Annotated in this window: 28 protein-coding genes and 1 riboswitch; of the genes, 26 read left to right on the top strand and 2 right to left on the bottom strand. The window is 67.8% G+C overall.

Features of this window, described 5'->3' with window-relative positions:
* The first annotated feature begins 3 nt into the window (after window positions 1–3).
* The 7 genes from AC07OH_RS24515 (at window position 4) to AC07OH_RS24485 (ending at window position 6,697) form a co-directional block, all read left to right on the top strand.
* Window positions 4–840 (top strand): metallophosphoesterase, encoded by an 837-nt coding sequence (locus AC07OH_RS24515; protein WP_495302434.1) that lies wholly within the window; start codon window positions 4–6, stop codon window positions 838–840.
* Window positions 841–1,201: 361 nt separating this feature from the next.
* On the top strand, window positions 1,202–1,483 hold the full coding sequence (locus AC07OH_RS24510; RefSeq protein ID WP_495302433.1) for a hypothetical protein: 282 nt from the start codon (window positions 1,202–1,204) through the stop codon (window positions 1,481–1,483).
* A 124-nt stretch (window positions 1,484–1,607) separates the two neighbouring features.
* Window positions 1,608–2,243, top strand: coding sequence for a GIY-YIG nuclease family protein (locus tag AC07OH_RS24505; RefSeq protein ID WP_101490521.1), 636 nt, complete (start codon window positions 1,608–1,610; stop codon window positions 2,241–2,243).
* A gap of 714 nt (window positions 2,244–2,957) precedes the next feature.
* Window positions 2,958–3,389, top strand: coding sequence for a YchJ family protein (locus AC07OH_RS24500; protein WP_095746929.1), 432 nt, complete (start codon window positions 2,958–2,960; stop codon window positions 3,387–3,389).
* A gap of 27 nt (window positions 3,390–3,416) precedes the next feature.
* A riboswitch (TPP riboswitch) is annotated at window positions 3,417–3,522 on the top strand.
* A gap of 93 nt (window positions 3,523–3,615) precedes the next feature.
* The gene (gene thiC, locus AC07OH_RS24495) at window positions 3,616–5,499 is read left to right on the top strand and encodes a phosphomethylpyrimidine synthase ThiC (RefSeq protein WP_099793213.1); all 1,884 of its coding nucleotides are present in this window, start codon (window positions 3,616–3,618) and stop codon (window positions 5,497–5,499) included.
* 92 nt (window positions 5,500–5,591) lie between these two features.
* Entirely contained in the window at window positions 5,592–6,284 is a 693-nt protein-coding gene (locus AC07OH_RS24490) for an HAD family hydrolase (RefSeq protein ID WP_062478714.1), read from the top strand.
* Between the two features lie 86 nt (window positions 6,285–6,370).
* Window positions 6,371–6,697, top strand: a complete 327-nt coding sequence (locus AC07OH_RS24485; protein WP_095746926.1) for a thioredoxin family protein — start codon at window positions 6,371–6,373, stop codon at window positions 6,695–6,697.
* Between the two features lie 37 nt (window positions 6,698–6,734).
* Here AC07OH_RS24485 and AC07OH_RS24480 read toward each other — a convergent pair whose 3' ends face one another.
* Window positions 6,735–7,775, bottom strand: a complete 1,041-nt coding sequence (locus AC07OH_RS24480) for an AraC family transcriptional regulator (protein ID WP_095746925.1) — start codon at window positions 7,773–7,775, stop codon at window positions 6,735–6,737.
* 127 nt (window positions 7,776–7,902) lie between these two features.
* Between AC07OH_RS24480 and AC07OH_RS24475 the strand changes: the two genes are divergently transcribed.
* The 7 genes from AC07OH_RS24475 (at window position 7,903) to AC07OH_RS24445 (ending at window position 16,956) form a co-directional block, all read left to right on the top strand.
* Window positions 7,903–9,075 carry an isovaleryl-CoA dehydrogenase gene (locus AC07OH_RS24475; RefSeq protein ID WP_062478706.1) on the top strand — a complete coding sequence of 391 codons (1,173 nt, stop codon included), beginning with the start codon at window positions 7,903–7,905 and terminating at the stop codon, window positions 9,073–9,075.
* Window positions 9,076–9,143: 68 nt separating this feature from the next.
* Complete coding sequence (locus AC07OH_RS24470) at window positions 9,144–10,811, top strand: AMP-binding protein (protein WP_495302432.1); 1,668 nt, start codon at window positions 9,144–9,146, stop codon at window positions 10,809–10,811.
* Window positions 10,808–12,430 (top strand): carboxyl transferase domain-containing protein, encoded by a 1,623-nt coding sequence (locus AC07OH_RS24465; protein ID WP_495302431.1) that lies wholly within the window; start codon window positions 10,808–10,810, stop codon window positions 12,428–12,430. The genes AC07OH_RS24470 and AC07OH_RS24465 overlap by 4 nt, the downstream gene beginning before the upstream one ends.
* Window positions 12,431–12,443: 13 nt before the next feature.
* The gene (locus tag AC07OH_RS24460; RefSeq protein WP_495302430.1) at window positions 12,444–13,238 is read left to right on the top strand and encodes an enoyl-CoA hydratase/isomerase family protein; all 795 of its coding nucleotides are present in this window, start codon (window positions 12,444–12,446) and stop codon (window positions 13,236–13,238) included.
* A gap of 19 nt (window positions 13,239–13,257) precedes the next feature.
* A complete protein-coding gene (locus AC07OH_RS24455; RefSeq protein ID WP_095947914.1) occupies window positions 13,258–13,929 on the top strand; it encodes a DUF4126 domain-containing protein in 672 nt (223 codons plus the stop codon).
* Window positions 13,922–15,922 carry an acetyl/propionyl/methylcrotonyl-CoA carboxylase subunit alpha gene (locus AC07OH_RS24450; RefSeq protein WP_495302429.1) on the top strand — a complete coding sequence of 667 codons (2,001 nt, stop codon included), beginning with the start codon at window positions 13,922–13,924 and terminating at the stop codon, window positions 15,920–15,922. Before AC07OH_RS24455 ends, AC07OH_RS24450 begins: the two co-directional genes overlap by 8 nt.
* Before the next feature lie 59 nt (window positions 15,923–15,981).
* On the top strand, window positions 15,982–16,956 hold the full coding sequence (locus AC07OH_RS24445) for a DUF4349 domain-containing protein (protein WP_495302428.1): 975 nt from the start codon (window positions 15,982–15,984) through the stop codon (window positions 16,954–16,956).
* 25 nt (window positions 16,957–16,981) lie between these two features.
* Here AC07OH_RS24445 and AC07OH_RS24440 read toward each other — a convergent pair whose 3' ends face one another.
* Entirely contained in the window at window positions 16,982–17,296 is a 315-nt protein-coding gene (locus AC07OH_RS24440; RefSeq protein ID WP_062477314.1) for an EthD family reductase, read from the bottom strand.
* A gap of 87 nt (window positions 17,297–17,383) precedes the next feature.
* Here AC07OH_RS24440 and AC07OH_RS24435 point away from each other — a divergent pair, with 87 nt between their 5' ends.
* From AC07OH_RS24435 to AC07OH_RS24380, 12 genes are all read left to right on the top strand, one after another.
* Window positions 17,384–18,304 carry a 2-hydroxyacid dehydrogenase gene (locus AC07OH_RS24435; protein WP_101491266.1) on the top strand — a complete coding sequence of 307 codons (921 nt, stop codon included), beginning with the start codon at window positions 17,384–17,386 and terminating at the stop codon, window positions 18,302–18,304.
* A gap of 90 nt (window positions 18,305–18,394) precedes the next feature.
* Entirely contained in the window at window positions 18,395–19,144 is a 750-nt protein-coding gene (locus tag AC07OH_RS24430) for an IclR family transcriptional regulator (RefSeq protein ID WP_062477316.1), read from the top strand.
* Entirely contained in the window at window positions 19,141–19,530 is a 390-nt protein-coding gene (locus AC07OH_RS24425; protein WP_062477320.1) for a cupin domain-containing protein, read from the top strand. The genes AC07OH_RS24430 and AC07OH_RS24425 overlap by 4 nt, the downstream gene beginning before the upstream one ends.
* 23 nt (window positions 19,531–19,553) lie before the next feature.
* Entirely contained in the window at window positions 19,554–20,567 is a 1,014-nt protein-coding gene (locus tag AC07OH_RS24420; protein ID WP_495302427.1) for a Bug family tripartite tricarboxylate transporter substrate binding protein, read from the top strand.
* A 124-nt stretch (window positions 20,568–20,691) separates the two neighbouring features.
* On the top strand, window positions 20,692–21,918 hold the full coding sequence (locus tag AC07OH_RS24415) for a CaiB/BaiF CoA transferase family protein (RefSeq protein ID WP_495302426.1): 1,227 nt from the start codon (window positions 20,692–20,694) through the stop codon (window positions 21,916–21,918).
* Entirely contained in the window at window positions 21,915–23,084 is a 1,170-nt protein-coding gene (locus tag AC07OH_RS24410; protein ID WP_495302425.1) for an acyl-CoA dehydrogenase family protein, read from the top strand. Before AC07OH_RS24415 ends, AC07OH_RS24410 begins: the two co-directional genes overlap by 4 nt.
* Window positions 23,085–23,094: 10 nt before the next feature.
* The gene (locus AC07OH_RS24405) at window positions 23,095–23,391 is read left to right on the top strand and encodes an acylphosphatase (protein ID WP_495302424.1); all 297 of its coding nucleotides are present in this window, start codon (window positions 23,095–23,097) and stop codon (window positions 23,389–23,391) included.
* Between the two features lie 161 nt (window positions 23,392–23,552).
* Complete coding sequence (locus tag AC07OH_RS24400; RefSeq protein ID WP_495302423.1) at window positions 23,553–24,473, top strand: hydroxymethylglutaryl-CoA lyase; 921 nt, start codon at window positions 23,553–23,555, stop codon at window positions 24,471–24,473.
* Window positions 24,474–24,498: 25 nt separating this feature from the next.
* On the top strand, window positions 24,499–25,137 hold the full coding sequence (gene rhtB / locus AC07OH_RS24395; protein WP_495302422.1) for a homoserine/homoserine lactone efflux protein: 639 nt from the start codon (window positions 24,499–24,501) through the stop codon (window positions 25,135–25,137).
* Window positions 25,138–25,173: 36 nt separating this feature from the next.
* Complete coding sequence (locus AC07OH_RS24390) at window positions 25,174–25,662, top strand: YbaK/EbsC family protein (protein ID WP_056577405.1); 489 nt, start codon at window positions 25,174–25,176, stop codon at window positions 25,660–25,662.
* Entirely contained in the window at window positions 25,659–25,928 is a 270-nt protein-coding gene (locus AC07OH_RS24385; RefSeq protein ID WP_495302421.1) for a DUF1289 domain-containing protein, read from the top strand. Before AC07OH_RS24390 ends, AC07OH_RS24385 begins: the two co-directional genes overlap by 4 nt.
* Complete coding sequence (locus tag AC07OH_RS24380) at window positions 25,925–26,569, top strand: 2-hydroxychromene-2-carboxylate isomerase (RefSeq protein ID WP_495302420.1); 645 nt, start codon at window positions 25,925–25,927, stop codon at window positions 26,567–26,569. The genes AC07OH_RS24385 and AC07OH_RS24380 overlap by 4 nt, the downstream gene beginning before the upstream one ends.
* Window positions 26,570–26,681 lie beyond the last annotated feature (112 nt).

Below are 26,681 nucleotides of genomic sequence, written 5' to 3'. Positions count from 1 at the left end.
CACGTGAGCCGGCACCGCGGCCGACCCTGGGGCTCGATCGCCGCGGCACTCGTGCTCGCGGCGCTGGCCGCCTGGAGCGTCGTCATCGAGCCGCGCTGGGTGGCCGCGCGTGTCGAGCCCCTGGGCTCGGCGCAGTGGCAGCCGCCGGCCGGCCTGAAGGTCGCCGTGGCCAGCGACTGGCACCTCAGCACGCGCTCGCTGTGGCGCGTGACCAGCGCCAACCGTGCCGTGACCATCGTCGACCAGATCAACGCGGCGCAGCCCGACGTGATCCTGTTGCCCGGCGACTTTCTTGCGGGCTCCGGCGACGACGAAGACTTTTCCATCGAAACCATGGCCGCCATGCTCGGCCGCCTGAAGGCGCCGAAGGGCGTGTACGCGGTGCTCGGCAACCACGACTGGTGGCACGACGGCGAACGCACCGCCAAGGCCCTGTCCGCGCAGGGCATCCGCGTGCTGGAGAACGCCTCGGCGCGCCTGCCCGGGCACGCGCTCTGGGTGGTCGGCATTGGCGACGACTCCACCGGCCATTCGCAGCCCGACAAGGCCCTGGCCGGCGTGCCACCCGGCGCCGCCACGCTGGTCATGATGCACGACCCCTTCAGCTTCGCCGGCATGCCGCGCACGCGGGGGCTCGTGGTGGCGGGGCACACGCACGGCGGGCAGATCAGCGTGCCGGGCTATGGCGCGTTGGTGGTGCCCGGGCGTGCGCCGCGTGAATGGGCTTATGGCTGGATCGCGCGCAAGGACAACAAGCGAATGTACGTGACCAGCGGGATCGGGGTGAGCATCTTGCCGGTGCGGTTCAACATGCGGCCTGAGTGGGTGATGTTTCGGTAGGGTGGTGCCAATCGCTGGAGCTTGACGGGTCTCTTCGAGACCGCTTACATTGCCTTCGCCTCGTGATGAGCGGGGCCGGGTTTAGCAGCCCGCTGACATCCTGCGACGAAAGCCGCAGTTACCGCACAGGGTCTGCGGCTTTTTCGTTCGTGCTCCTTTTTAGGCGGCTCGAATGGGAGGGCTCGCGCCCTGCCGGTTTCCGCAAGGATGTCCCGGTCTGCTAACCCGTTCGAGCCGCCGCCCTCGTTTAGCAGCGGGTGCGTCGGTTGTTGCAAATCGACATCCTTGGAGGCTTATGGCCACTGTTCCAAATGCGGGTACCGACGCCGGTTGCCCTTGCGCGTCTCAACGCTTCACTGTCTTGTTCAAGCCCTTCGAATGGGTGCAAGGCGAACGGCTCCCACCTTCACTGCAAAGCCATGCGGCCTTTCTCAACGAGGCGCGTGATGTGGTGCAGGGCGCGCAGACGTTGGTTCAGTTGCTCGAATGGGATGAGGATCGGCGCAATGCCGCTTCTTCTGATGTGGACCCTGCGCCGCTTTTCGATGCATGCCAGCGCAGTTCGCTGCAGCGGTTTCTTGCGGTATCGCTGGGGCTTCTGCATGCGCGGATTGAAGCGCAGTGCGATGCATTTGCCGAGTAGCGCTATTGGTTCGCGACTAGCTCTTTCGATCTTGGAAGCAATGCGGTTGTGGCATTCTTCAGCAGATCGTCGGCGATCAAAACCACTAGGCTTCTCTCAGGTCGAATGGTAACTACTTGCACTTATGAACTCTGGATTTGTATACATCATGATCAATCCCGCGATGCGAGGATTGGTGAAGATTGGATTGACCGAACGCACGTCGAAGGCACGGGCGGGTGAGTTGCGAGGAACCGGAGTCCCCGACGATTTCATCGTGGTCTATGACGAGTTGGTGACGGATTGCAAATTCGTCGAAACGCGCCTGCACCAGCGATTCGATGACTACCGATGCCAACCCAACCGGGAGTTCTTTCGGATTCCCATACGCGAAGCAATACGCGGGCTAATGGAGGAGTCGGCGGGATTTATCGTCCCTCGCATAGGCGCTAACAGTGGCGTTGAAATTCTTCCTGACCTAAAGAAAAAGTACCCGAGCTACTTGAAGCCACACTTTCATTCAGTAAAGATCATGCACCGCGACGGTGTCGTCTATCTGGAGTCTGTTCGCTATCGTCATGTTGGGTCGCGAGACGAAGTGGTTGACCGGACTGATCTTGCGTTTGTCATCAACGGCGATTCCAGCATGTTTCCCGCTGAACGTAGCCCCGAAGATAACGCTCGGCTATTTGTCCATCAACTCGACGAATACTCGATGATTCATTGCACGGATCTTTTCACCCTTGATGCGTGCGAAGAGATCGCGCGCCGGCATGAGTGACGTTCGGAGGATTCTCGAAGGACCCCTTTGCCGCACTCTGCCGTCCTTGGTCAGAGGCCGGATGCGTCACTCGCCGGCTCGCTGGGCACTGATTCCGGTGCGTGAAAGACGCGACTTCCCTCCGCTTGGCTTGAGGGGTACCAAGCATGAAACGCCATCAAGGCAGGGGCGTCTTTGCATGGCAGGCCAGTCAACTCCATCTGAGGAAACTTGCAAACCAAGTAGTCCCGGTCGTTGAGCCCATACGAACCATCCAGGCGGAGCTTTCGGAATTCATTCAGGTCGTTGAAATAAGGTCTGGAACTATCCAACACCTCGCGCCACCAGTGGACACGCCCATCTGTCTCGAATTGCAGGCATTCGCGATAGACCGCACAGAAGAAGACGCCACCCGTACCCAAGTCCGTCGACGCCATCGGGCCTGTGAAGTATGGCTTTCCAAGAGTCAATGGGATTGAGTTCATATGAGCATGTGCTGAGACGCAGAGGAAGAGGATGGGCGACTCCCGGTCGACTGTAGTCGCACGGTCTACCGATGCAAAACGCTTGAGCGCATCCTCCACCCCAGACTCACGCGAAGCACCAACGCATGGATACGAGCCCCGTCCAGGCAGGGCCACGCCAGCCCATGCCCCACGCGAAGTGGACATGCCCAGAGGCTCTCTACGGCCCTCTTCAGCCCCCGCCGCGCCAAGTGTTCCAATAGAGCCCTTCATGAGCGCCACCGACCCCACTCCCGGCCCCTGCCCCTGCGGCCGCACCGACCGTCGCGACAAGCCCATCGGCTACGCCCTGTGCTGTGGGCGCTACCTCGACGATTTCGAGAACACGCCGGCGCCCGACGCCGAATCGCTGATGCGTTCGCGCTACTCGGCCTTCGTCCTGGCGCGTGCCGATTACCTGCTCGCCACCTGGCATGCGTCGAAGCGGCCGGCGTCGGTCGAGTTCGAGCCGGGCGTCAAATGGCTGGGGCTGGACATCCGCTCGCGCTCGGTGCTCGACGCCGACCACGCCGAGGTCGAGTTCGTCGCCCGCCAGCGCGGTGCGACGGGCGTGGCGTTCCGCCTGCACGAGCGCAGCCGCTTCGTGCGCGAGGACGAGCGCTGGTTCTACGTCGACGGAGACCTGCACCAGCCCCCGGGTTGACGGCGGCAGGCTTCGGCCCGCACAATCGGCCCCGCTCCGGGGTGCACGCATGTGGCGTGCTGAGATGGCAAAGCTGCCGACCCGCGAACTTGATCCGGGTCATACCGGCGTAAGAAGAGCTGCACTCCCTGACTTCGGTCCGTCACTCCCTTTTTCGGTGGCGGGCCTCCCGAGGTCCATCGAGCGATTGCGGAGCACCCTTTCCCTCAACAAGGAGTGCCTCCCGATGAATGCCCCCGACAAGTTCACCTCGCTGCTGTCGCTGACGCGCGAACCCTTTCCCGCCTCGCACAAGTGCGTCATTCCGGGCAGCCGGCCCGACCTGTTCGTGCCCGTGCGCGACGTGGCGCTGACCAACGGCGAAACCGTTTCCCTGTACGACACCTCGGGCCCCTACACCGACCCGAAGGTCGAGATCGACGTGCGCCGCGGCCTGCCCGACGTGCGCAGCGCCTGGGTCATCGAGCGCGGCGACACCGAAAGCTACGAAGGCCGCACGCACCACGCGCTGGACGACGGCGCCAAGAACGAAGACCGCGACGCGCAGCGCCTGGCCGAGCTGCGCGCCGGTGCCTCGGCACTGCAGCGCACGCCGCGCCGCGCCAAGTCGGGCGCCAACGTCACGCAGATGCACTACGCGCGCCGCGGCATCGTCACGCCCGAGATGGAGTACGTGGCGCTGCGCGAGAACGGCAAGCGCGAGTGGATGGCCGAGTACCTGGCCAACGAGGAGCGCGCCAAGCGCGTGGCGGGCAACCCGATGGGCGCGAGCATTCCGCGCATCATCACGCCCGAGTTCGTGCGCGACGAAGTGGCCCGTGGCCGCGCGATCATTCCCGCGAACATCAACCACCCCGAGGTCGAGCCGATGGCCATCGGGCGCAACTTCAAGGTGAAGATCAACGCCAACATCGGCAACTCGGCCGTCACCTCGAGCATCGAGGAAGAGGTCGAGAAGCTGGTGTGGGCCATCCGCTGGGGCGCCGACAACGTCATGGACCTGTCGACCGGCAAGAACATCCACACCACGCGCGACTGGATCGTGCGCAACTCGCCGGTGCCCATCGGCACGGTGCCGATCTACCAGGCGCTCGAAAAGGTAGGCGGCGTGGCCGAAGACCTCACCTGGGAGATCTATCGCGACACGCTCATCGAGCAGGCGGAGCAGGGCGTCGACTACTTCACCATCCACGCCGGCCTGCGCCTGCCGTTCATCCACCTCACGGCCGACCGCATGACGGGCATCGTGTCGCGCGGCGGTTCGATCATGGCCAAGTGGTGCATCGCGCACCACAAGGAGAGCTTCCTCTACACGCACTTCGAGGACATCTGCGACATCATGAAGGCCTACGACGTGAGCTTCTCGCTCGGCGACGGCCTGCGCCCCGGCTCGGGTGCCGATGCGAACGACGAGGCGCAGTTCGCCGAGCTGCGCACGCTGGGCGAGCTCACGCAGATCGCCTGGAAGCACGACGTGCAGACCATGATCGAAGGCCCGGGCCACGTGCCGATGCACATGATCCAGGCCAACATGGACGAGCAGATCAAGCACTGCCACGAAGCGCCGTTCTACACGCTCGGCCCGCTGACCATCGACATCGCGCCGGGCTACGACCACATCTCCAGCGCCATCGGCGCCGCGATGATCGGCTGGGCCGGCACGGCGATGCTCTGCTACGTGACGCCCAAGGAGCACCTGGGCCTGCCCGACCGCGACGACGTGAAGCAGGGGATCATTGCCTACAAGATCGCCGCGCACGCGGCCGACGTGGCCAAGGGCCACCCGGGTGCGCGTTCGCGCGACGACGCGCTGAGCAAGGCGCGCTTCGAGTTCCGCTGGCAAGACCAGTTCAACCTGGGCCTGGACCCCGACACGGCGCGCGAATTCCACGACGAGACGCTGCCGAAGGACTCGAGCAAGGTGGCGCATTTCTGCTCGATGTGCGGCCCCAAGTTCTGCTCGATGAAGATCACGCAGGAGGTGCGCGAGTACGCGGCCAAGAAGGGCGTGGCCGAGGCGGCTGCCATGGCCGAGGGCATGGAAGAGAAGTCGAAAGAATTCATGGCCGGCGGTGGCGAGATCTACATCCCGATCCGCCCAGTCGTCTGAAATGGCCTGAGATGACCCGATAGCCTGAGTCTCCCCGTGCGGAAAGGGTGCGTTGCTACCATGGGGCCAGACCCCTGAACTCCAGCCTCGCAATGACCCCTTTCCCCTTTTCCGCCGTTCTCTTCGATTGCGACGGCGTGCTCGTCGATTCCGAGCCCATCACCAACCGCGTGCTTGCCGACATGCTCGGCGAGCTCGGCTGGCAGCTCACGGCCGAGGAATCGATGAACATCTTCACCGGCAAGGCCGTGAAGGACGAAACGGCGCTCATCGAGGCCAAGACCGGCTTCAAGATCACCGACGACTGGCTGCGCGGCTTCCGCGCCCGCCGCAACGAGGCGCTCGACCGCGACCTCGTCGCCATTCCCCATGCGCCCGCCGCCATCCGTGAGATCCATGCGCGGCTCAAGGGCCGCATCGCCTGTGCCTCGGGTGCCGACCGCCACAAGGTCGAGCTGCAGCTGGCCAAGGTCGGCCTGCTCGACTGCTTCGAGGGCCGCATCTTCAGCGGCCACGAGATGCCGCGCTCCAAGCCGCATCCCGACGTGTACCTGGCCGCGGCGGAAGCGCTCGGTGTCGATCCGAAGCGCTGCGCGGTGGTCGAAGACACGGTCACCGGCGCAATGGCCGGCGTGGCCGCGGGCGCCACGGTGTTCGGCTACAGCACGGGCGAGTCGGGCCACAGCGGTCCGGGCGCGCTGCGCGCCGCGGGCGCCGTGGCCGTGTTCAGCGACATGACCGGGCTGCCCGCGTTGCTGGCCGGGTACGGCCTGCAGGCGGCCTGAGTTTCTGGTGCAATGACGCCCGTCAGCGCGTGGCGCGCCCGTCGCCTTCACGCGCTCCTTCCCACGAATTCGCAAGGACCCAGCCCATGACCTCCGAGTACCAGACCGAGCAACCCGACCGCAGCGAGATCGACGCGCTCCAGGGCCCGGCCGTGGTGGAGTTCGGCACCAACTGGTGCGGCATCTGCAAGGCCGCGCAGCCGAACATTGCAGAGGCCTTTGCCAAGTACCCGAACGTGCGCCGCATCAAGGTGGAAGACGGCAGCGGCCGTCCGCTGGGCCGCTCGTTCAACGTGCGGCTGTGGCCCACGCTGGTGTTCATGCGCGACGGGCAACAGGTCGCGAAGCTGGTGCGGCCGGAAGACAGCCAGTCGATCGCCGATGCGCTGGCGTTGATCGATTCGCCAGCCTGAGTTCCGGCGTTCAGGGCGCGCGCCCTGAACGGGGTTGCTACAACCCCAGCTGCCGAAAGTCCCGAGGCGCGTGCCCCGTCCACTGCAGGAACGCGCGCGAAAAGCTCTTCTCGTTGCGAAAGCCCACTGCCAGCGCCACCTGCTTGATCGGCCGCGTGGTCCGGCGCAGCTGCTCCACCGCGAGTTCGTGCCGCACCTCGTTCTTCAGCACCTGCAGCGAGGTGCCTTCCTCATGCAGCTGCCGGTGCAGCGTGCGCCCCGACACATTCAGCAGCCCCGCCAGCGCCTCGGCCGTGGTGGCCTCGCCGGCGCGCGCGCGCAGCAGTTCGCGCACGCGCTGGCCCAGCAGGCGGTCGCGGCGGTACTGCAGCACCGTGAGCGGCAGGGCGCGCTTGAGCATGGTGCGCAGCGCGCGCTCGTCGCGCAGCAGCGGCAGCGCGAGATAACGCTCGTCGAAGCTGATGCTGGCCTGTGGTGCATCGAAGTGCACGTCGGGCGTGAACATCAGCGGGTAGGCGTCGCGGTGCGGCGGCGCCGCGAACGGAAAGGTGGCCTGGCGCAGCGAGATGCGCGAGTCGATGGCCCAGCACACGTACCCGTGCATGAAGCGCAGGCTCGTCACCAGGCAGAACTCGCGGAACGCGGGGTCGAGCGGGCGGTTCTCGGTGATGCGCAGCGTGGCCACGCCGCCGGTCACTTCCAGCGCGAGCGTGATGTCCTCGGTCAGCAGGCGGTGGTGGCGGCACCAGCGTTTCATGGCCACGCCCAGGTCGGGCGAGGTGAGCGAGGCGCGGCACAGCATGCCGTAGCTGCCCCAGGGCAGGCGGCGCGAGAACCAGCCCAGCGCCTCGTCGTCCAGCTCCTGCATCGCATGGCCCGACAGCGCCTCGAACTGCGCAGCCGTCACCCGCGCGCCCGGGCGGGCCAGTTCGCGCGGCGCGATCTGTGCCGCCTGCAGGGCCTGCGCGGGGTCCTTGCCGTAGCGGGCATACCCTTGCACGATGGCTCGCACGAAGGCCATCGGCGTGACGGCACGGGCGGGTCGCAGGAAGGCGGGGGACGACGTGGTGGAGGGCATCGGTCGTGGCGCAATTTGCAACCATTGTGGCGCCAATTGCGGCGCCACGAGGCGTAAGCTGCGTTTTTTCAAGCGCCATCCGCGCGGGCAGCCCTGCGCGCCGACCCCTTCAGAGGAGACAAGACTCATGCACGATTTCGGCCTCAACTTCGACCTGGGCGACGACATCGACGCGCTGCGCAGCGCGATCCAGGACTTCGCCGCCAACGAAATCGCGCCCCGCGCCGCCGAGATCGACCGCGACAACCTGTTCCCGCACGACCTGTGGCAAAAGCTCGGCGAGCTGGGCCTGCACGGCATGACGGTGAAGGAAGAATTCGGCGGCACCGAGCTGGGCTACCTGGCCCACATCGTGGCCATGGAAGAAGTCTCGCGCGCCTCGGCGTCGGTGGGCCTGTCGTACGGCGCGCACTCCAACCTGTGCGTGAACCAGATCCACCGCAACGGCAGCGAAGCGCAGAAGAAGAAATACCTGCCCAAGCTGGTGAGTGGCGAGCACGTGGGCGCGCTGGCCATGAGCGAGCCCAACGCCGGCTCCGACGTGGTGAGCATGAAGCTCAAGGCCGACAAGAAGGACGGCTACTACGTGCTCAACGGCGGCAAGATGTGGATCACCAACGGCGGCGACGCCGACACGCTGGTCATCTACGCCAAGACCGAGCCCGAGATGGGCGCGCGCGGCATGACGGCCTTCATCGTCGAGAAGAACTTCAAGGGCTTCTCGGCAGGCACCAAGCTCGACAAGCTCGGCATGCGCGGCTCCAACACCTTCCCCCTGTTCTTCGACAACTGCGAAGTGCCCGAAGAGAACGTGCTCGGCGGCGAAGGCATGGGCGCCAAGGTGCTGATGAGCGGCCTGGACTACGAGCGCGCCGTGCTCTCGGGCGGCCCGCTGGGCATCATGGCCGCCTGCATGGACGCCGTGATCCCCTACATCCACGAGCGCCAGCAGTTCGGCCAGAGCATCGGCGAGTTCCAGCTGATGCAGGGCAAGATCGCCGACATGTACTCGACCTGGCAGGCCACCCGCGCCTATGTGTACGCCGTGGGCAAGGCCTGCGACCGCAACGACCATGCGCGCACCTTCCGCAAGGACGCGGCCGGCGCCATCCTGTACTCGGCCGAGAAGGCGACCTGGATGGCCGGCGAGGCGATCCAGACGCTGGGCGGCGTGGGCTACACCAAGGACTTCCCGGTCGAGCGGCTGTGGCGCGACGCCAAGCTGTACGAGATCGGCGCGGGCACGAGTGAAGTGCGCCGCATGCTGATCGGTCGCGAGCTGTTCTCAGAAACGGCATAAGCCGCGCTGCACACCCTCACCCCACCCTCTCCCCGCAGGGAGAGGGCGCCAGACAAGGAGACAAGACGATGCCACTGACGCAGAGCCTGGCCCAAGGCGCCACGGACGTCCCCCTCATCGAGCAAGCCATCGGCGACTTCTTCGACGACATGGTCGAGAAGCAGCCCGACCGCGAAGCCCTCGTCAGCCGCCACGAAGGCCAGCGCTTCACCTACCGCGAGCTGCAGGCCGCCTCGAACCGCCTCGCCAGCGCGCTGCTGGACCTGGGGCTCGTGCCCGGCGACCGCGTGGGCATCTGGTCGCACAACAACGTGCCCTGGGTGCTGATGCAGATCGCGACCGCCAAGGTCGGCCTGATCCTCGTGAACATCAACCCCGCCTACCGCACCTCCGAGCTCGAGTACGCGCTCAACAAGGTCGGCTGCAAGGCGCTGGTGACGATGGCGCAGTTCAAGACCAGCGACTACCTGGGCATGCTGCGCGAGCTGGGCCCGGCCAAGCTGCCGCTGCTGCAGCACACCTTCTGGATCGACAAGCCCGGCCAGGGCGACGAGCAGCCCGGCATGCGCCGCTTCAGCGAACTGCTGGCCGGCGGCGATGCGGCCGACGCGCGCGTGGCCGCCACGCAGAAGACGCTGAAGGCCACCGACCCGATCAACATCCAGTTCACCAGCGGCACCACGGGCTTCCCCAAGGGCGCGACGCTCACGCACCGCAACATCCTGAACAACGGCTTCTTCATCGGCGAGTGCATGAAGCTCACGCCGGCCGACCGCCTGTGCATTCCGGTGCCGCTGTACCACTGCTTCGGCATGGTGCTGGGCAACCTGGCCTGCCTCACGCACGGCTCGGCCATCGTGTACCCGAACGACGGCTTCGACCCGCTCACGGTGCTCGAGACCGTGCAGGCCGAGAAGTGCACGGGCCTGCACGGCGTGCCCACGATGTTCATCGCCGAGCTGGACCATCCGCGCTTCAAGGAGTTCGACCTGTCGACGCTGCGCACCGGCATCATGGCCGGCTCGCCGTGCCCCATCGAAGTGATGAAGCGCGTGGTCAACGAGATGCACCTGGGCGAGATCACCATCGCCTACGGCATGACCGAGACCAGCCCCGTGAGCTGCCAGAGCAGCACCGACACGCCGCTCGACCGCCGCGTGTCGACCGTGGGCACGGTGCAGCCGCACCTCGAAGTGAAGATCATCGACCCCGAGACCGGCGCGATCATGCCGCCGGGCCAGTCGGGCGAGCTGTGCACGCGCGGCTACTCGGTGATGCACGGCTACTGGGAAGACGAGCCCAAGACGCGCGAGGCCATCGACGCCGAGCGCTGGATGCACACCGGCGACCTCGCCACCATGGACGCCGAGGGCTACGTGAACATCGTCGGGCGCATCAAGGACCTGGTGATCCGCGGCGGCGAGAACATCTACCCGCGCGAGATCGAAGAATTCCTGTACCGCCACCCGAAGGTGCAGGACGTGCAGGTGGTCGGCCTGCCCGACAAGAAGTACGGCGAAGAGCTGTGCGCCTGGATCATCGTCAAGCCCGGCCAGACGGCCACCGACGCCGAGATCCGCGATTTCTGCAAGGGCCAGATCGCGCACTACAAGGTGCCCAAGTACATCCAGTTCGTCTCCGAGTTCCCGATGACGGTGACCGGCAAGATCCAGAAATTCAAGATCCGCGACGCCATGACCGAGCAGCTCGGTCTCAGCCAAGAAAAGACAGCATGAGCAAACTCGAAACCAAACTCAACGCACGGTCGGCCGACTTCCAGGCCAATGCAGCCGCCATGCGCGCGCTGGTCGACGACCTGCAGCAGCAGTTCGCGAAAGTGGAGCAGGGTGGCGGCGAGGCCGCGCGCGCCAAGCACACGGCGCGCGGCAAGCTGCTGCCGCGCGACCGCGTGGCCGAGCTGCTCGACCCGGGCACGCCCTTCCTCGAGATCGCGCCGCTGGCCGCGCATGCGATGTACCTCGACGGCAAGGGGGCCGAGTCGGCACCGGGCGCCGGCATCATCACCGGCATCGGCCGCGTGAACGGTGTCGACTGCATGATCGTGTGCAACGACGCGACCGTGAAGGGCGGCACCTACTACCCGCTGACCGTCAAGAAGCACCTGCGCGCGCAAGAGATCGCCGAGCAGAACCGCCTGCCCTGCATCTACCTCGTGGACTCGGGCGGCGCCAACCTGCCGAACCAGGACGAGGTGTTCCCCGACCGCGACCACTTCGGCCGCATCTTCTACAACCAGGCCAACATGAGCGCCCAGGGCATTCCGCAGATCGCGGTGGTCATGGGCTCGTGCACGGCCGGCGGCGCGTACGTGCCGGCGATGAGCGACGAATCGATCATCGTGAAGAACCAGGGCACCATCTTCCTGGGCGGCCCGCCGCTCGTGAAGGCAGCCACCGGCGAGGTCGTGTCGGCCGAAGACCTGGGCGGCGGCGACGTGCACACGCGCCTGTCGGGCGTGGTCGACCACCTGGCGCAGAACGACCTGCACGCGCTGGCGCTGGCGCGCTCGGCAGTGGCCAACCTGAATGCGAAGTCGGCCGAGAAGCCGGACGGCGCCGCGGTGCGCGCGCCCGAGTTCCCGCGCGAAGAGCTGTACGGCGTGATCCCCACCGACACGCGCAAGCCCTTCGACGTGCGCGAGATCATTGCGCGCATCGTCGACGGCAGCGAGTTCCACGAGTTCAAGGCGCGCTTCGGCGCCACGCTGGTCTGCGGCTTTGCCGAGATCGAGGGCATGCCGGTCGGCATCATCGCGAACAACGGCATCCTGTTCAGCGAGTCGGCGCAGAAGGGCGCGCACTTCATCGAGCTGTGCTGCCAGCGCAAGATCCCGCTGGTGTTCCTGCAGAACATCACCGGCTTCATGGTGGGCCGCAAGTACGAGAACGAAGGCATCGCGCGCCACGGCGCCAAGATGGTGACGGCCGTGGCCACCGCCAACGTGCCGAAGTTCACGATCATCATCGGCGGCAGCTTCGGCGCCGGCAACTACGGCATGTGCGGCCGCGCGTACAGCCCGCGCTTCCTCTGGATGTGGCCCAACGCGCGCATCAGCGTGATGGGCGGCGAGCAGGCCGCGAGCGTGCTGGCCACCGTGAAGCGCGACGGCATCGAACTGAAGGGCGGCAGCTGGAGCGCCGACGAAGAAGAAGCCTTCAAGGCCCCGATCCGCCAGCAGTACGAAGACCAGGGCCACCCCTACTACGCCACCGCGCGCCTGTGGGACGACGGCATCATCGACCCGGCCGACACGCGCCGCGTGCTCGCACTGGGCCTGGCTGCGTCGCGCAACGCGCCGATCCCCGAGCCCAAGTTCGGCATCTTCCGCATGTGACCAGGGGCACCGCATGAGCAGCACCTTCACCAAGCTGAACCTCGCCATCGACGGCGCGGTCGCACGCATCTGGCTCGACCAGCCCGACGCGCGCAACGCCTTCGACGACGTCGTGATCGCCGAGCTGACGCAGGCTTTTCTCGAGGCCGGCGCCGCACCGCAGGTCAAGGCCGTCGTGCTCGGCGCGAACGGCCCGGCCTTCTGCGCGGGCGCGAACCTGAACTGGATGCGCCGCATGGCCGATTACACGCGCGACGAGAACCTCGCCGACGCGGGCAAGCTGGCCGACATGCTGCGCACCATCGCCGAGTGCCCCAAGCCCACCATCGCGCGCGTGCAAGGCGACGTGTACGCGGGCGGCATGGGGCTCGTGGCCGCGTGCGACATGGCCGTGAGCGTCGACACCGCGTGGTATTGCCTGAGCGAAGTGAAGATCGGCCTCGTGCCCGCGACCATCAGCCCGTACGTGCTGCGTGCGATGGGCCCGCGCGCCTCGCAGCGCTACTTCCTCACGGCCGAGCGCTTCACCGCCGCCGAGGCGCACCGCATCGGCTTCGTGCATGAAGTGGTGGCCGTCGACGCGCTCGACGCCAAGGTCGACGAGCTGCTGAAGGCCCTCACCGGCGCCAGCCCCGCCGCCGTGCGCGCCTGCAAGCAGCTGATCGCCGACGTGGCCGGCCGCGAGATCGACAGCGCGCTCATCGCCAAGACGGTCGAAGGCATCGCCGACATCCGCGCCAGCGACGAAGGCCGCGAGGGCGTGCAGGCTTTCCTGCAGAAGCGCAAGCCGTCCTGGCTCGCCGGCTGACAGCCAACCAGGGACCGCCATGAACGCACTCGACATGCCGCAACTGCTCGCACTGGCCGCCGCCATCGGCTGGGCCAGCGGCGTGCGCCTGTACCTCGTCGTGCTGCTGACCGGCCTGGTCGGCTACTTCGGCTGGGTGCCACTGCCTGCGGGGCTGCAGATGCTCGCGCATCCGATCGTGCTCGCGGTCAGCGGCTTCATGGTGTTCGTCGAGTTCTTCGCCGACAAGATCCCGGGCCTGGACTCGCTGTGGGACGTGGTGCACACCGCCATCCGCATTCCGGCCGGCGCGGCGCTCGCGGCCAGCGTGTTCGGTGCCGACCATGGCGCCATGGCCGTCGTCGCGGCGCTGCTGGGCGGCGGCTTCGCGGCCACGGCGCATGCGGCCAAGGCCACCACGCGCGCGGCCATCAACACCTCGCCCGAGCCGTTCTCGAACGTCGGTGCGTCGCTGGTCGAAGACTCGATGGTGCCGGCCGGGCTGTGGCTCGCGGTGGCGCATCCGCTGGTCTTTCTCGTGCTGTTCGTCTTCGTGCTCGTGCTCAGCGTGTGGCTCATCCGCAAGAGCTGGCGTTTTCTGCGCGCGCTGTTCAGCCGCGTGGCACGCATCTTCAGTGGCCGGCCCGATCCGGGCGTCACGTCCGCCTTTCAACTGAAAAAGAATCCTCCGGGAGACACTCCGAATGTTTAAGAAGATCCTCATCGCCAACCGTGGCGAGATCGCCTGCCGAGTGGCTGCAACCGCACGCCGCATGGCGGTTCGCACCGTCGCCGTGTACTCCGATGCCGATGCGCACGCCAACCATGTGCGCGCCTGCGACGAGTCGGTGTACCTCGGCGGCAGCGCCCCGAAGGACAGCTACCTGCGCTGGGAAAAGATCCTCGAGGCCGCCAAGGCCACGGGCGCCGAAGCCGTGCACCCGGGCTACGGCTTCCTCAGCGAGAACGAAGAGTTCGCGCAGGCCTGCGCCGACGCCGGCCTGGCCTTCATCGGCCCGCCGCCCTCGGCGATCAAGGCCATGGGCCTGAAGGCCGAGTCGAAGCAGCTGATGGAAAAGGCCGGCGTGCCGCTGGTGCCCGGCTACCACGGCAGCGACCAGGACCCGGCGCTGCTGCAGCGCGAAGCCGACCGCATCGGCTACCCGGTGCTCATCAAGGCCAGCGCCGGCGGCGGCGGCAAGGGCATGCGCGCGGTCGACAAGGCCGCCGACTTCGAGGCCGCGCTGGCCTCGTGCAAGCGCGAAGCCATCAACAGCTTCGGCGACGACGCGGTGCTGATCGAGAAGTACGTGCAGCGCCCGCGCCACATCGAGATCCAGGTGTTCGGCGACACGCAGGGCAACTACGTCTACCTGTTCGAGCGCGACTGCTCGGTGCAGCGGCGCCACCAGAAGGTGCTCGAGGAAGCGCCCGCGCCCGGCATGACCGAAGCGATGCGCAAGCAGATGGGCGATGCGGCCGTGGCTGCCGCTCGTGCTGTGAACTACGTCGGTGCAGGCACTGTCGAGTTCATCGTCGAGCAGCGCGAAGGCGGCGAGATGAACTTCTTCTTCATGGAGATGAACACGCGCCTGCAAGTCGAACACCCGGTGACGGAAGCGATCACGGGCCTCGACCTGGTGGAGTGGCAACTGCGCGTGGCCTCGGGTGAGCCGCTGCCCGCCAAGCAATCGGAACTGCAGATTCACGGCCACGCCATCGAGGCGCGCATCTGCGCCGAGAACCCCGACAACAACTTCCTGCCCGCCACCGGCACCTTGCGCGTGTACCGCAAGCCGCAAGCCACGGCCTTCCAGCGCAGCCGCGTGCGCATCGACGACGGCGTGCGCGAGGGCGGCGAGATCTCTCCCTTCTACGACTCGATGATCGCCAAGCTCATCGTGCACGGCAGCACGCGCGCCGAAGCGCTGGCCCGGCTCGATGCCGCGCTGGCCCAGGTGCAGATCGTGGGCGTGTCGACCAACGTGCAGTTCCTGCGCGGCATCCTGGCGACCGAGTCGTTCTCGAAGGCCAACCTCGACACCGCGCTCATCGAGCGCGAGCGCGCCGTGCTGTTCGACCGCGAGCCGCTGGGCCTGCCGCTGGCCGCGGCCGCCGCCATCACGCGCACGCTGGTCACCGAAGCACCGGTCGGCGTGCCCGACCCCTTCGAGCGCCGCGATGGTTGGCGCGCGCATGGCGAGTACAAGCGCCGCTTCGACTTCGAGTTCCGCGGCGCCGAGCACAGCGCACTCTTGACCTACCGCCGCGACGGCGGCCTGAACCTCGCCGTGGGCGGTGTCGAAGGCCCGCTCACCATCGGGCGCTTTCCCACGGGCGAGTTCGAGCTCGAGTTCGCCGGCACGCGCCAGACCCTCGACGTGCACGTGGACGGCGCCACCGCCCACGTGTTCGCGGCGAAGGGCGCCACGCGCCTCACGGCCATCGACCGCCTCGCCCACGCGGGCGACACCCACGCCGAAGGCGGCCGCCTCACGGCGCCGATGCCCGGCAAGGTCGTGTCCTTCGCGGTCAAGGCCGGCGACAAGGTCAGCCGCGGCCAGCCGCTGGCCGTGATGGAAGCCATGAAGATGGAGCACACCATCGCCGCGCCGGCCGACGGCACGGTGGAAGAACTGATGTTCTCGCCGGGCGAGCAGGTGGCGGAAGGCGACGAATTGTTGCGAATGGCGGCAGCCGCTTAACCCCGATCCGGGCGCTCGCCCGTATCAGCGGTGGTAGTCATTCTTTTCAAGGAGTCCTGATGATCCGCCGCACCCTTTTCCTGTCGACACCCCGCGCCGCCGTGCGCCATCGCGCGGGCGCTGTCCTGCTGGCCCTGGCGGCTGCCCTGTCGCTGGCCGGCTGTGGCCGCGAGCGCGGCGCCGAGTCGGTCGCGCCGGCCTCCGCGCCTGCGCCCATGCAGGCGCCGCCGATGGGCTACGGCGGCGGCATGGCCATGAAGGAGCAGAGGGCGCGCGCGCCGCAGGCCGAGATCGCCGCGTCGCAGTCCGACGAGGCGCGGGGCGGCAGTGGCGAAACCGCGCTGCAGCGCTTCCTGGCCGTGCGCCAGGACCTGAACGTCGAAGTCCCGGCCGAACAGCTCGCCGACGCCTGGGGCAAGGTGCGCGACCTGTGCGGCACGCTGAAGTGCGAGCTGCTGTCGTCTTCGCTGCTGCGCGAGACGCCGCAGCAGCCGGGCAATGCCCTGCTCGAGATGCGCGTGGAACCCGCCGACGTCGACAAGCTGCTCGGCGGCCTGGCCGGCGTGGCGAACGTGGTCTCGCACACCACCACCAGCGAGGACAAGACCTCCGAGGTGATCGACGTCGAGGCCCGCATCAAGAACCGCGCCGAGTTCCGCGACAGCCTGCGCGTCATGCTGCGCGACACCGTCACCAAGCGCACCATGGCCGACCTGCTGGCGATCCAGCGCACGCTGTCGGACACGCAGGCCGAGCTCGACGCCATCGCCACCCAGCGCAAGGTGCTGGCGCAGCAGACCAGCAAGCAGCACATCCAGATCCAGTTCACGCCCAAGCGCGCGCTGGTCAGCGGCAGCGACGGCTACAGCCCGATGGCGCACGCGCTGCGTAACGCCGGCGACGTGCTGGCCGAAAGCGTGGGCGCGCTCATCACCTTCGTGGCCGCGGCGCTGCCGTGGCTGCTGCTGGTGGTGCTGCCCGTGGGGTGGCTGGTGCGGGTGCTGTGGCGTCGTCGCCGGACCGGCAAGGCCTGAGTCCGGTCAGAAGCGAAGTGGTGCGTCAGCCCACCACCACTTCACTGATCTGCATCACCGGCGCGATGTCGGTGTAGTTCTTCACGTCGCCCATGATCTCCTTCACGTGCGGGCCGAAGGCCTTCTGGAAGGACTCGACCGATTCGGCGAACACGTGGCACATGCCGACATACGTGGGCGGCGAACCCGGGGCGCCGCCGCCCAGGCCCTTGTCGATGGTGTACGAGAGGCAGGCGTCGCCCATGCGGGCCTTGAGCATCGGCATGTGCTGGTCGCGGTAGTAGTCGTGGTCGAACCGCGCGCCGGGGGTGTGGGGGTACATCACGCTGACTTTGATCATGGAAGGTGTCTCCTGGGTGGCTGAATGCGGTCGAGCATAGGAGATGGCGCGCGACGCAACAAGCCGGTGCCTTCTAAGATGGCGCCCATGCGAATCTCCGTCTACCTCACCGATAACCGTCCCGATCCCTGGATCGATGGCCTGAAGGCCGAACTCCCCGAAGCCACCATCGAAGCCTGGACGCCCGGCGCGCCGCAGGCCGACCACGGCGTGGTGTGGGCACCGCCCCAGCAGTTCCTCGACGAGCAGCCCGACCTGCGCGGCCTGTTCAACATCGGCGCGGGCGTCGATGCGCTGCTCAAGCTCAAGGTGCCGGCGCACACGCGCATCGTGCGCCTGGACGACGCGGGCATGTCGGTGCAGATGGCCGAGTATGTGTGCCACACGCTCATCCGCCACTTCCGCGAGTTCGACGTGTACGAGGCCGATGCGCGCGAGGGCAAGTGGAGCTACCGCAAGCCGAAGCTGCGGCGCGACTTCCCGGTCGGAATCATGGGCCTGGGCGTGCTCGGCGAGCGCGTGGCCAAGGCCGTGGCGCAGTTCGAATTCCCGGTGCTCGGCTGGAGCCGTTCGCCCAAGGCGCTCGACGGCGTGCAGGTGTTCAGCGGCGAAGCGCAGTTCGACGAGTTCCTGGCGTCCACGCGCGTGCTGGTCAACCTGCTGCCGCTGACCGAGTCCACGCGCGGCATCCTGAACCGCACCACGCTGGGCAAGCTCAAGCCCGAGGGCTACCTCATCAGCATCGCGCGCGGCGGCCACCTGGTCGAAGACGACCTGATCCCGATGCTCGACGCCGGCCAGCTCGCGGGCGCCACGCTCGACGTGTTCCAGGTCGAGCCGCTGCCGGCCGACCATGCCTTCTGGCGGCATCCGAAGATCACCGTGACGCCGCACGGCTCGGCGCGCACGCTGCGCGAGGAGTCCATCGCCCAGATCGCCGGGAAGATCCGCGCGATGGAGCAGGGCCTGCCGATCGCCGGCATCGTCGATCCCGTCCGCGGCTACTGACGGTCCGGCGCCGACGACGGTCCGGCTGACACGCGGCCGGCGGGGGAAAACCCCGACGCTTTTGTTTTTCACATACGAGAAAATTTCTTCATGGTTGTGAAAACAGCGTTTCGCGTGATCGAGATCGTCGAGCTCTTTGCCCGGGAGAAGCAGCCGCTGGCCCTGTCCGAGATGGCGCGGCTGCTCGACATGCCGGTGTCCAGCTGCCTGGGCCTGATCCGCACGCTCGAAGAGCAGGGCTACATGTACGAGACCGGCCGCCGCCAGGGCTACTACCCCACGGGGCGGCTGCTGGCCATGGCGCAGGTCATCGCCGCGCACGATCCGGTGCTCGACCGGGTGAAGGCCACGCTCGAGGAACTGCGCGATGCCGCCTGCGAAACGGTGGTGTTCGGCAAGTTCCGCGATGCTGAGCACGTCGTCTACCTCGATGTGCTGAGCGCGCCGCAGCGCATCCGCTACACGGCCGAATCGGGCGAAACACGCCCCGCGTACGCCAACTCGCTGGGCCGCGCGCTGCTGTCCACGCTCGCGCCCGAGGCGCGCCGCAAGCTGCTCGAGGGCATGACGCTCGCGCCGCTGACCGATGCCACGCTCACCACCGCCGACGCCATCGAGGCCGAGCTGCAGCGCGGCGCCGCGCGCGGCTGGTACGGCAACCTCGGCGAAAGCATTCCCGACCTGATCGGCCTGGCCTGGCCGCTGCGCATCGGCGGCGAGGCCTACGCGATCTCAGTGGCCGGCCCGCGCTACCGCATGGAAGCGCGCATCGACGACATCGCCGCGATGCTGCGCTCGGCGTGCCTGGCGATCGAACCCAAGACAGAGAACCCCCGATGACTGAAACCGCTGCGCGCTACTTCGTCCGCGAGGACGAGATCACCGGCTACCACCCCGCCAACCACACCGGCACGCTGAACAAGCGCCTGATCGGTCCCGAGACGGTGGGTGCGAAGCAGCTCGAGGTGCTGGTGGGCCATATCCAGAAGGGCAAGGGCGCGCTGCCGCATGCGCACCCGGGCATCGAACAGGTCTGCTACATGCTCGAAGGCCGCGCGGTCGCCGAGGTGGGTGGCCAGCGGCAGGAGCTGCACCCCGGCGACAGCTGCTTTTTTCCGGCCGACGCGATGCACACCTTCACGGTGGTGAGCGACGAGCCGGTGCGCGTGCTGGTGATCTACAGCCCGCCGTACGAGGAATCGCCGGAGCGCGTGATCCGGCCCTGAACGACAACCCCGGAGACACAACCATGCAGACGAAGAACGCGACAGAAACAGTCGCGGTGGAAAGCCGCCGCCGTTTCATTTCCATCGGCGCTGCCGCGGGCCTCGTGGGCGCCGCGCCCTGGGCCTTCGCGCAGGACGGCGGCTACCCGAAGCAACCGATCAAGCTCATCGTGCCCTTCGCGGCCGGCAGCGGCACCGACGCGGTGGCGCGCATCACCGCGCAGATGCTGGGCGAGGCGCTCAAGGGCTCGGTGATCGTCGACAACCGGGCCGGCGCCAGCGGCGTGATCGCGGCCGAGCTGGTGGCCAAGGCGCCGCCCGACGGCTACACGCTCTTCATGACGACCAACACCACGCACTCGGCCAACCCGAGCCTGATGAAGTCGCTGCCCTACGACCCGGTGAAAGACTTCGCGCCCGTCAGCCGCATGGGCAACCTGCCGTTCATGCTGGTGGTGAACAACGACCTGCCCGTGAAGAGCGTGGCCGAGCTGCTGGCCTGGGGCCGCGCGCATCCCGGCAAGCTGACCTACGCCAGCGGCAACAGCACCGGCATCGTGAGCGGCGCCACGCTGTCGCGCATGAGCGGCATCCCGATGCTGCACGTGCCCTACAAGAGCACGCCGCCGGCCATCGCCGACCTCATCGGCGGACAGGTGTCGATGATGGTGGTCGACCTCGCCGCGGGGCTCGCCACGGTCAAGGCCGGCAAGATGCGCGCCATTGCGGTCACCACGCAGGAGCGCACCAAGCTCTTTCCCGAACTGCCGCCGCTGGCCGACACGCCCGAGCTCAAGGGCTTCGACATCACCTCGTGGAACGGCGTGTTCGCGCCGGCCGGCACGCCGCGCGATGTCGTGTTCAAGCTCAACAAGGCGTTGTCGGAGATGGCGAACGGCACGGTCTTTCGCGAGCGCGTGAGCAGGCTGGGCTTCGATGCGTTCGGCAGCACGCCGGAAGAACTCGGGGCCTTCACCGTGTCGGAGCTGGCGAAGTGGAAGAAGCTGATCCAGGCTGCGGGCATTCAACCGGAATGAGCGCTGAACCGACTTTCTCCCTCCCCTTCCGGGGGGGGGCCGGGGTGGGGGCACGCGGCGTATCCATCGGGCGCTCTGCCTGCCCCCATCCCAACCTTCCCCCGGAAGGGGAAGGAGCCAAGACATGAACACCACGGGACCACTTCACGGCCTCCGCATCCTCGACCTCACGGCCGTGGTGATGGGCCCCTACGCCACGCAGACGCTCGGCGACCTCGGCGCCGACGTCATCAAGGTCGAGCCGCCGTCGGGCGACAACCTGCGCGCCGTCGGCCCGATGCGCCATGCGGGCATGGGCGCGATGGCGATGCACCTGAACCGGAACAAGCGCTCCATCGTGCTCGACCTCAAGCAGCCCGAAGGCCGCGAGGCCTGCCTGCGGCTCGCGGCGGGCTGCGATGCGCTCATCTACAACACGCGCCCGCAGGCCATGGCGCGGCTGGGGCTCGGCTACGAGGCCGTGGCCGCGGTCAATCCGAAGATCGTCTACCTCGGCGCCTTCGGCTACGGCGAAGAAGGCCCGTATGCCGGCAAGCCTGCGTACGACGACCTGATCCAGGGCGCGGCCGGCGTCGCCTCGCTCTTCGCGCAGCAAAGCGGCGGTGCGCCGCGCTACGCGCCCGTCACGCTGGCCGATCGCGCCGTGGGCCTGCAGGCCGCCATCGCGCTGCTCGCGGCCGTGCTCAGCGCGCAGCGCACCGGCCAGGGCCAGGCGGTGGAAGTGCCGATGTTCGAGGCGCTCTCTCAGTTCGTGATGGGCGACCACCTCGGCGGCCACAGCTTCGAGCCGCCGCTCGGCCCCACCGGCTACGCGCGCCTGCTCGCGGAGCACCGCAAGCCCTACGCCACGGCCGACGGTTACCTCGGCGTGCTCATCTACAACGACAAGCACTGGCAGGCCTTCTTCGACGTGATCGGCCGGCCGGAGCTGCGCAGCTCGCCGATGTTCGGCACGCACACGGCGCGCGCCGCGAACATCGGCGCGGTCTATGCGTTCGTCGCCGAGGTGATGGCCACGCGCGGCAGCGACGAATGGATGGCGCTGCTCGAAGCCGCCGACATCCCCGTCGCGCGCCTGCACACCACCGAAAGCCTGCTCGACGACCCGCACCTGCGCGCCGTCGATTTCTTCCCCGAGTTCGACCACCCGAGCGAAGGCCGCATCCGCACGCTCGCGCCCGTCGGCCGCTACAGCGCCACGCCCGCGGCCATCCGCCGGCCCGCGCCGCGCATCGGCGAGCAGAGCGTGGAGTTGCTGCGCGAAGCGGGCTACGACGACGAAGCCATCGACCGCATGCTCGCGCGCGGCGTCACGCTGCAGCCGGAACCCCTGAAAGACAACAGCGAATGAATTTCTCCCTGAACGAAGACCAGCGCTCGCTCGTCGCGGCCATCGAGCGCCTGTGCGAAGACTTTCCCATCGACTACTGGCGCGACCACGACGACCGCGCCGTGTTTCCGCGCGAATTCCACCGCGCCGTCGCCGACAGCGGCTGGCTCGGCATCGCCATGCCCGAGGCGCAGGGCGGCGCGGGGCTGGGCATCACCGAGGCGGCGCTGATGATGCGCGCCATCAGCGCGTCGGGCGCGGGCATGTCGGGCGCGTCGTCGGTGCACATGAATATCTTCGGCCTCAACCCGGTGGTGGTGTTCGGCACCGAGGCGCAGCGCCAGCGTTTCTTGCCGCCGCTGATCGCGGGCACCGAGAAAGCCTGCTTCGCCGTGACCGAGCCCGACGCGGGGCTCGACACCACGAGCCTCAAGACGCAGGCGGTGCGCCAGCCGAATGGCAGCTACCTGCTGCACGGCCGCAAGATCTGGATCTCGACCGCGCAGGTGGCCGACCGCATGCTGATCCTCACGCGCACCACGCCGCTGGACCAGGTGAAGAAGCCCACGCAGGGCCTCACGCTGTTCTACACGGCGCTGGACCGCAGCAAGGTCGAGGTGCGCGACATCCACAAGCTGGGCCGCGCGGCGGTCGACTCCAACATGCTCTTCATCGACGGGCTCGAAGTGCCCGAAGAAGACCGCATCGGCGAGGAGGGCCGGGGCTTCGAATACATCCTGCACGGCCTGAACCCCGAGCGCATATTGATCGCGGCGGAAGCCATCGGCATCGGCCGCGCGGCGCTGCGCATCGCCTCGCAGTACGCGCAGGAGCGTGTCGTCTTCGGCCGCCCCATCGGCCAGAACCAGGGCGTGGCGCATCCGCTCGCGCGCGCCTGGGCCAACCTGGAGGCGGCCGACCTCATGATGCTCAAGGCCGCCACGCTGTACGACGCGGGCGAGCCCTGCGGCATCGAGGCCAACGCCGCCAAGTACCTCGCGGCCGAGGCGGCGCACGACGCCTGCCAGAACGCCGTGCTCACACTGGGTGGCATGGGCTACGCGAAGGAATACCATGTCGAGCGCCTGCTGCGCGAGAGCTACATCCCGCGCATCGCGCCGGTCAGCCCGCAGATGATCCTGAACTTCATCGCCGAAAAGGCACTGGGGCTGCCGAAGTCGTACTGACCCACTTTCCATGAACGCCCACGTCACCATCACCCGCCATCTCGTCGTCCACGGCCTCGTGCAGGGCGTGGGCTACCGCTGGTCGATGGTGCAGGCCGCGCAGCGGCTTGGCGTGCGCGGCTGGGTGCGCAACCGGCGCGACGGCAAGGTCGAAGCGCTCGTGGCCGGCGAGGCCGATGCGGTCGAGGCGCTGGTGCACTGGGCGCGCCAGGGGCCGGCCGGTGCGCGCGTGGCGGCGGTCGATGTGAACGAGGCCGAAGCCACGAGCGATCTGTCCGACGGCTTCGCGCAGCGCGAGACCGTCTAGCGGCTGTTTTCCTGCAGGGCCGACCGGTTGGCACCATTTGCAACCCCACAGGCGCGCATTGCTACCTTCCGCGACTTGTGTACCCAGCAGGGCATTGCCATGTGTCGGACAATCGAAGCCGGTTTTTCATCCTTCCGCGACAGCGACACAAGAGACACCCCATGAAACTCCCCGCCCAGGTCAAGCTCGTCGACGTCGGTCCGCGCGACGGCCTCCAGAACGAAAAGCAACCCGTCTCCGCCGAGGTCAAGATCGGTCTCGTGCACCGCCTGCAGGACGCCGGCCTGAAAGAGATCGAGGTCACCAGCTTCGTCTCGCCCAAGTGGGTGCCGCAGATGGCCGACAACGCCGAAGTGATGCATGGCATCACGCGCAAGCCGGGCGTCCTCTACTCGGTGCTCACGCCCAACATGAAGGGCTTCGAGGCCGCCATTGCCGCGCCGCGCGAAGAGTGGCCCGACGAGATCGTGGTGTTCGGCGCCGCGAGCGAGGCCTTCAGCCAGAAGAACATCAACTGCTCGATCGCCGAGAGCATCGAGCGCTTCGCACCCGTGGTCGAAGCGGCGCGCGCCAAGGGCATCGCCGTGCGCGGCGCCATGTCGTGCACCGTGGGCTGCCCCTACGAAGGCGAGATCGCGCCGGCCAAGGTCGGCTACCTCGCGCAACTGATGAAGGGCATCGGCGTGCAGCGCGTGGACGTGGCCGACACCATCGGCGTGGGCACGCCGCGCAAGGTGCAGGCGGCCATGGAGGCCACGCTGGCGCACTTCGGTGTCGACGCCATCTCCGGCCACTTCCACGACACCTACGGGCAGGCGCTGGTCAACACGCTGGCGGCGCTCGAACTCGGCGTGTGGAACTTCCAGTCGTCCTCGGCCGGCCTGGGTGGCTGCCCCTACGCCAAGGGCGCGACGGGCAACGTCGCGACCGAAGACGTGGTCTACATGCTGCACGGCATGGGCATCGCCACCGGCATCGACCTGGACAAGCTGATCGACGCAGGCGTGTACATCAGCGAAGCACTGGGCCGCGAACCGAACTCGCGCGCCTCGAAGGCCATCCGCACCAAGCGGGCCGGCTGAAACACACAACCGCACAGGCGTTTTCATGGACCTGCATCTCTGGCTCGCGTTTCTGGTGGCCAGTTGCGTCATCGCGGTGTCGCCCGGTTCGGGCGCGGTGCTCAGCATGAGCCACGGGCTCAGCTACGGCGTGCGGCGCACCACGGCGACCATCGTCGGCCTGCAGCTGGGGCTGGCCGTGATCCTGCTGGTGGCGGGGCTCGGCGTGGGCGCGGTGCTCACCGCCTCGGCCACCGCGTTCACGGTGATCAAGGTGGTGGGCGCGTGCTACCTGCTGTGGCTGGGCTGGCGCCAGTGGCGCGCGCCGGTCGCCAGGGTCGATGGCGACACACCGGAAGCCGCCGGCGAACCCGACCTCACGGCGCGGCAGCGCGTGCTGCGTGGCTTCCTCACCAACGTGACCAATCCCAAGGGCATCGTCTTCATGGCCGCGGTGCTGCCGCAGTTCATCCAGCCGACGCGCCCGCTGTGGCTGCAGCTGCTGGTGCTGCTGGCCACGACGGTGGCGGTCGACGTGACCGTGATGCACGGCTACGCCTGGCTGGCCGCGCGGCTGCAGGGCGTGCTGCGCAGCGTGCGCGCCCGGCGCGCGCAGAACCGCGTCTTCGGCGGCGTGCTGATGGCGATGGGCGCGTTCCTGTTCATGTTCAAGCGCAACGCCTGACGGGCCCGCGGCCCGCGGCCTGATAGATTCGAACGCATGTGCGGTTCCGAACTCCATTCCCTCCCTGAAGGTGTCCAGCGCGTCTCCCGCGTGCTGCAGGACGCCGGCCATCCCCATGCGCCCCGCATGCTCGACGACGCCTGCCGCACCGCGCAGCAGGCCGCCGACGCGCTCGGCATCTCGGTCGGGCAGATCGCCAAGAGCATCATCTTCCGGCGCAAGAGCGACGAGGCGGCGGTGCTGGTCATCACCTCGGGTGACAAGCGCGTCGACGAGAAAAAGGTCGATGCCATCGTCGGCAAGACCGGCCGCGCCGACGCCGACTTCGTGAAGGCCCGCACCGGCTTCACCATCGGCGGCGTGTCGCCGGTGGGCCATGTGACGAAGCCCGTGGTGCTCATCGACCGCGAGCTGTTCCGCTTCGAGGAGATCTGGGCCGCCGCGGGCCATCCGCACGCCGTGTTCCAGCTGCACCCGAACGATCTCGAGAAGCTCACCGGCGCGCCGGTGGCCGACGTGGTGTGAACTTCGACGAAGCGCAGGCGCTCGCCGAGCGCGCAGGCACCGTGCAGCGCATGGACGGCGAGGTGCCCTCGCCGTGCTCGTCGGTGTGCCGCATGGACCGCCTGAGCGGCTTCTGCGAAGGCTGCCTGCGCACCATCCCCGAGATCGCGGGCTGGAGCAAGATGGAAGACGACAGCCGCCGCCAGGTGTGGCGCGCGATCGAACTGCGCGCCCAGGCCGGCATCTGGCGCGTGCCCGAACCCACCACCGGAGACCACGACGCATGAAGCACATCGACTTTTATCTCGACTTCATTTCGCCCTACGCGCACCTCGCGTTCGAGCACCTGCCCGAGGCGCTCGAAGGCCTGAGCGTGAGCGTGGCCTACAAGCCCGTGCTGCTGGGCGCGCTGCTCAAGCACCACGGCCAGCTCGGGCCGGCCGAGATTCCTTCGAAGCGCAGCTGGACCTACCGCCACGTGCTGTGGCTGGGCCAGGCGCACGGCATCCCCATCGAGATGCCGGCCTCGCACCCCTACAACCCGCTGCCGCACCTGCGCCTGGCCGTGGCCACGGGCGACGACGGCAGCATCAGCCGCCTGGCGGCCGAGACCCTCTTTCGCCACGTGTGGCGCGGCGGTGAAGAGGCGGGCGACGCCACGCGGCTGGCCGCGCTCACGGCGCAGCTGCCACCGAAGCGCGACGTGAACGGCGACGAGAACAAGGCCCTGCTCAAGCGCAACACCGATGAGGCCGTGGCGCAGGGCGTGTTCGGCGTGCCGTGCTACGTGGTCGACGGGCGCCTGTTCTGGGGCTTCGACGGCCTGGCGATGCTGCGCGCCTACCTGCAGGGCGATGCCTGGTTCGACGGTCCGCAGTGGACCGGCGCCGACCAGCGGCCCTCTTTGCTGCGCAGCAGCAAGGGCTGAAATGCGGGGATGAGGACAAACCCGCGCAGGGTCTTTGTTTCTTACAAGCTGAAACGAGCGGCGCGGGTTTCACCCTAAACCGTAAGCGCCGGTTCAGTTTCGCGCAAGGCTC

The sequence above is a fragment of the Variovorax sp. GW821-FHT10C12 genome (assembly GCF_059415405.1).
This window is presented reverse-complemented; position numbering and strand designations above follow the sequence as displayed.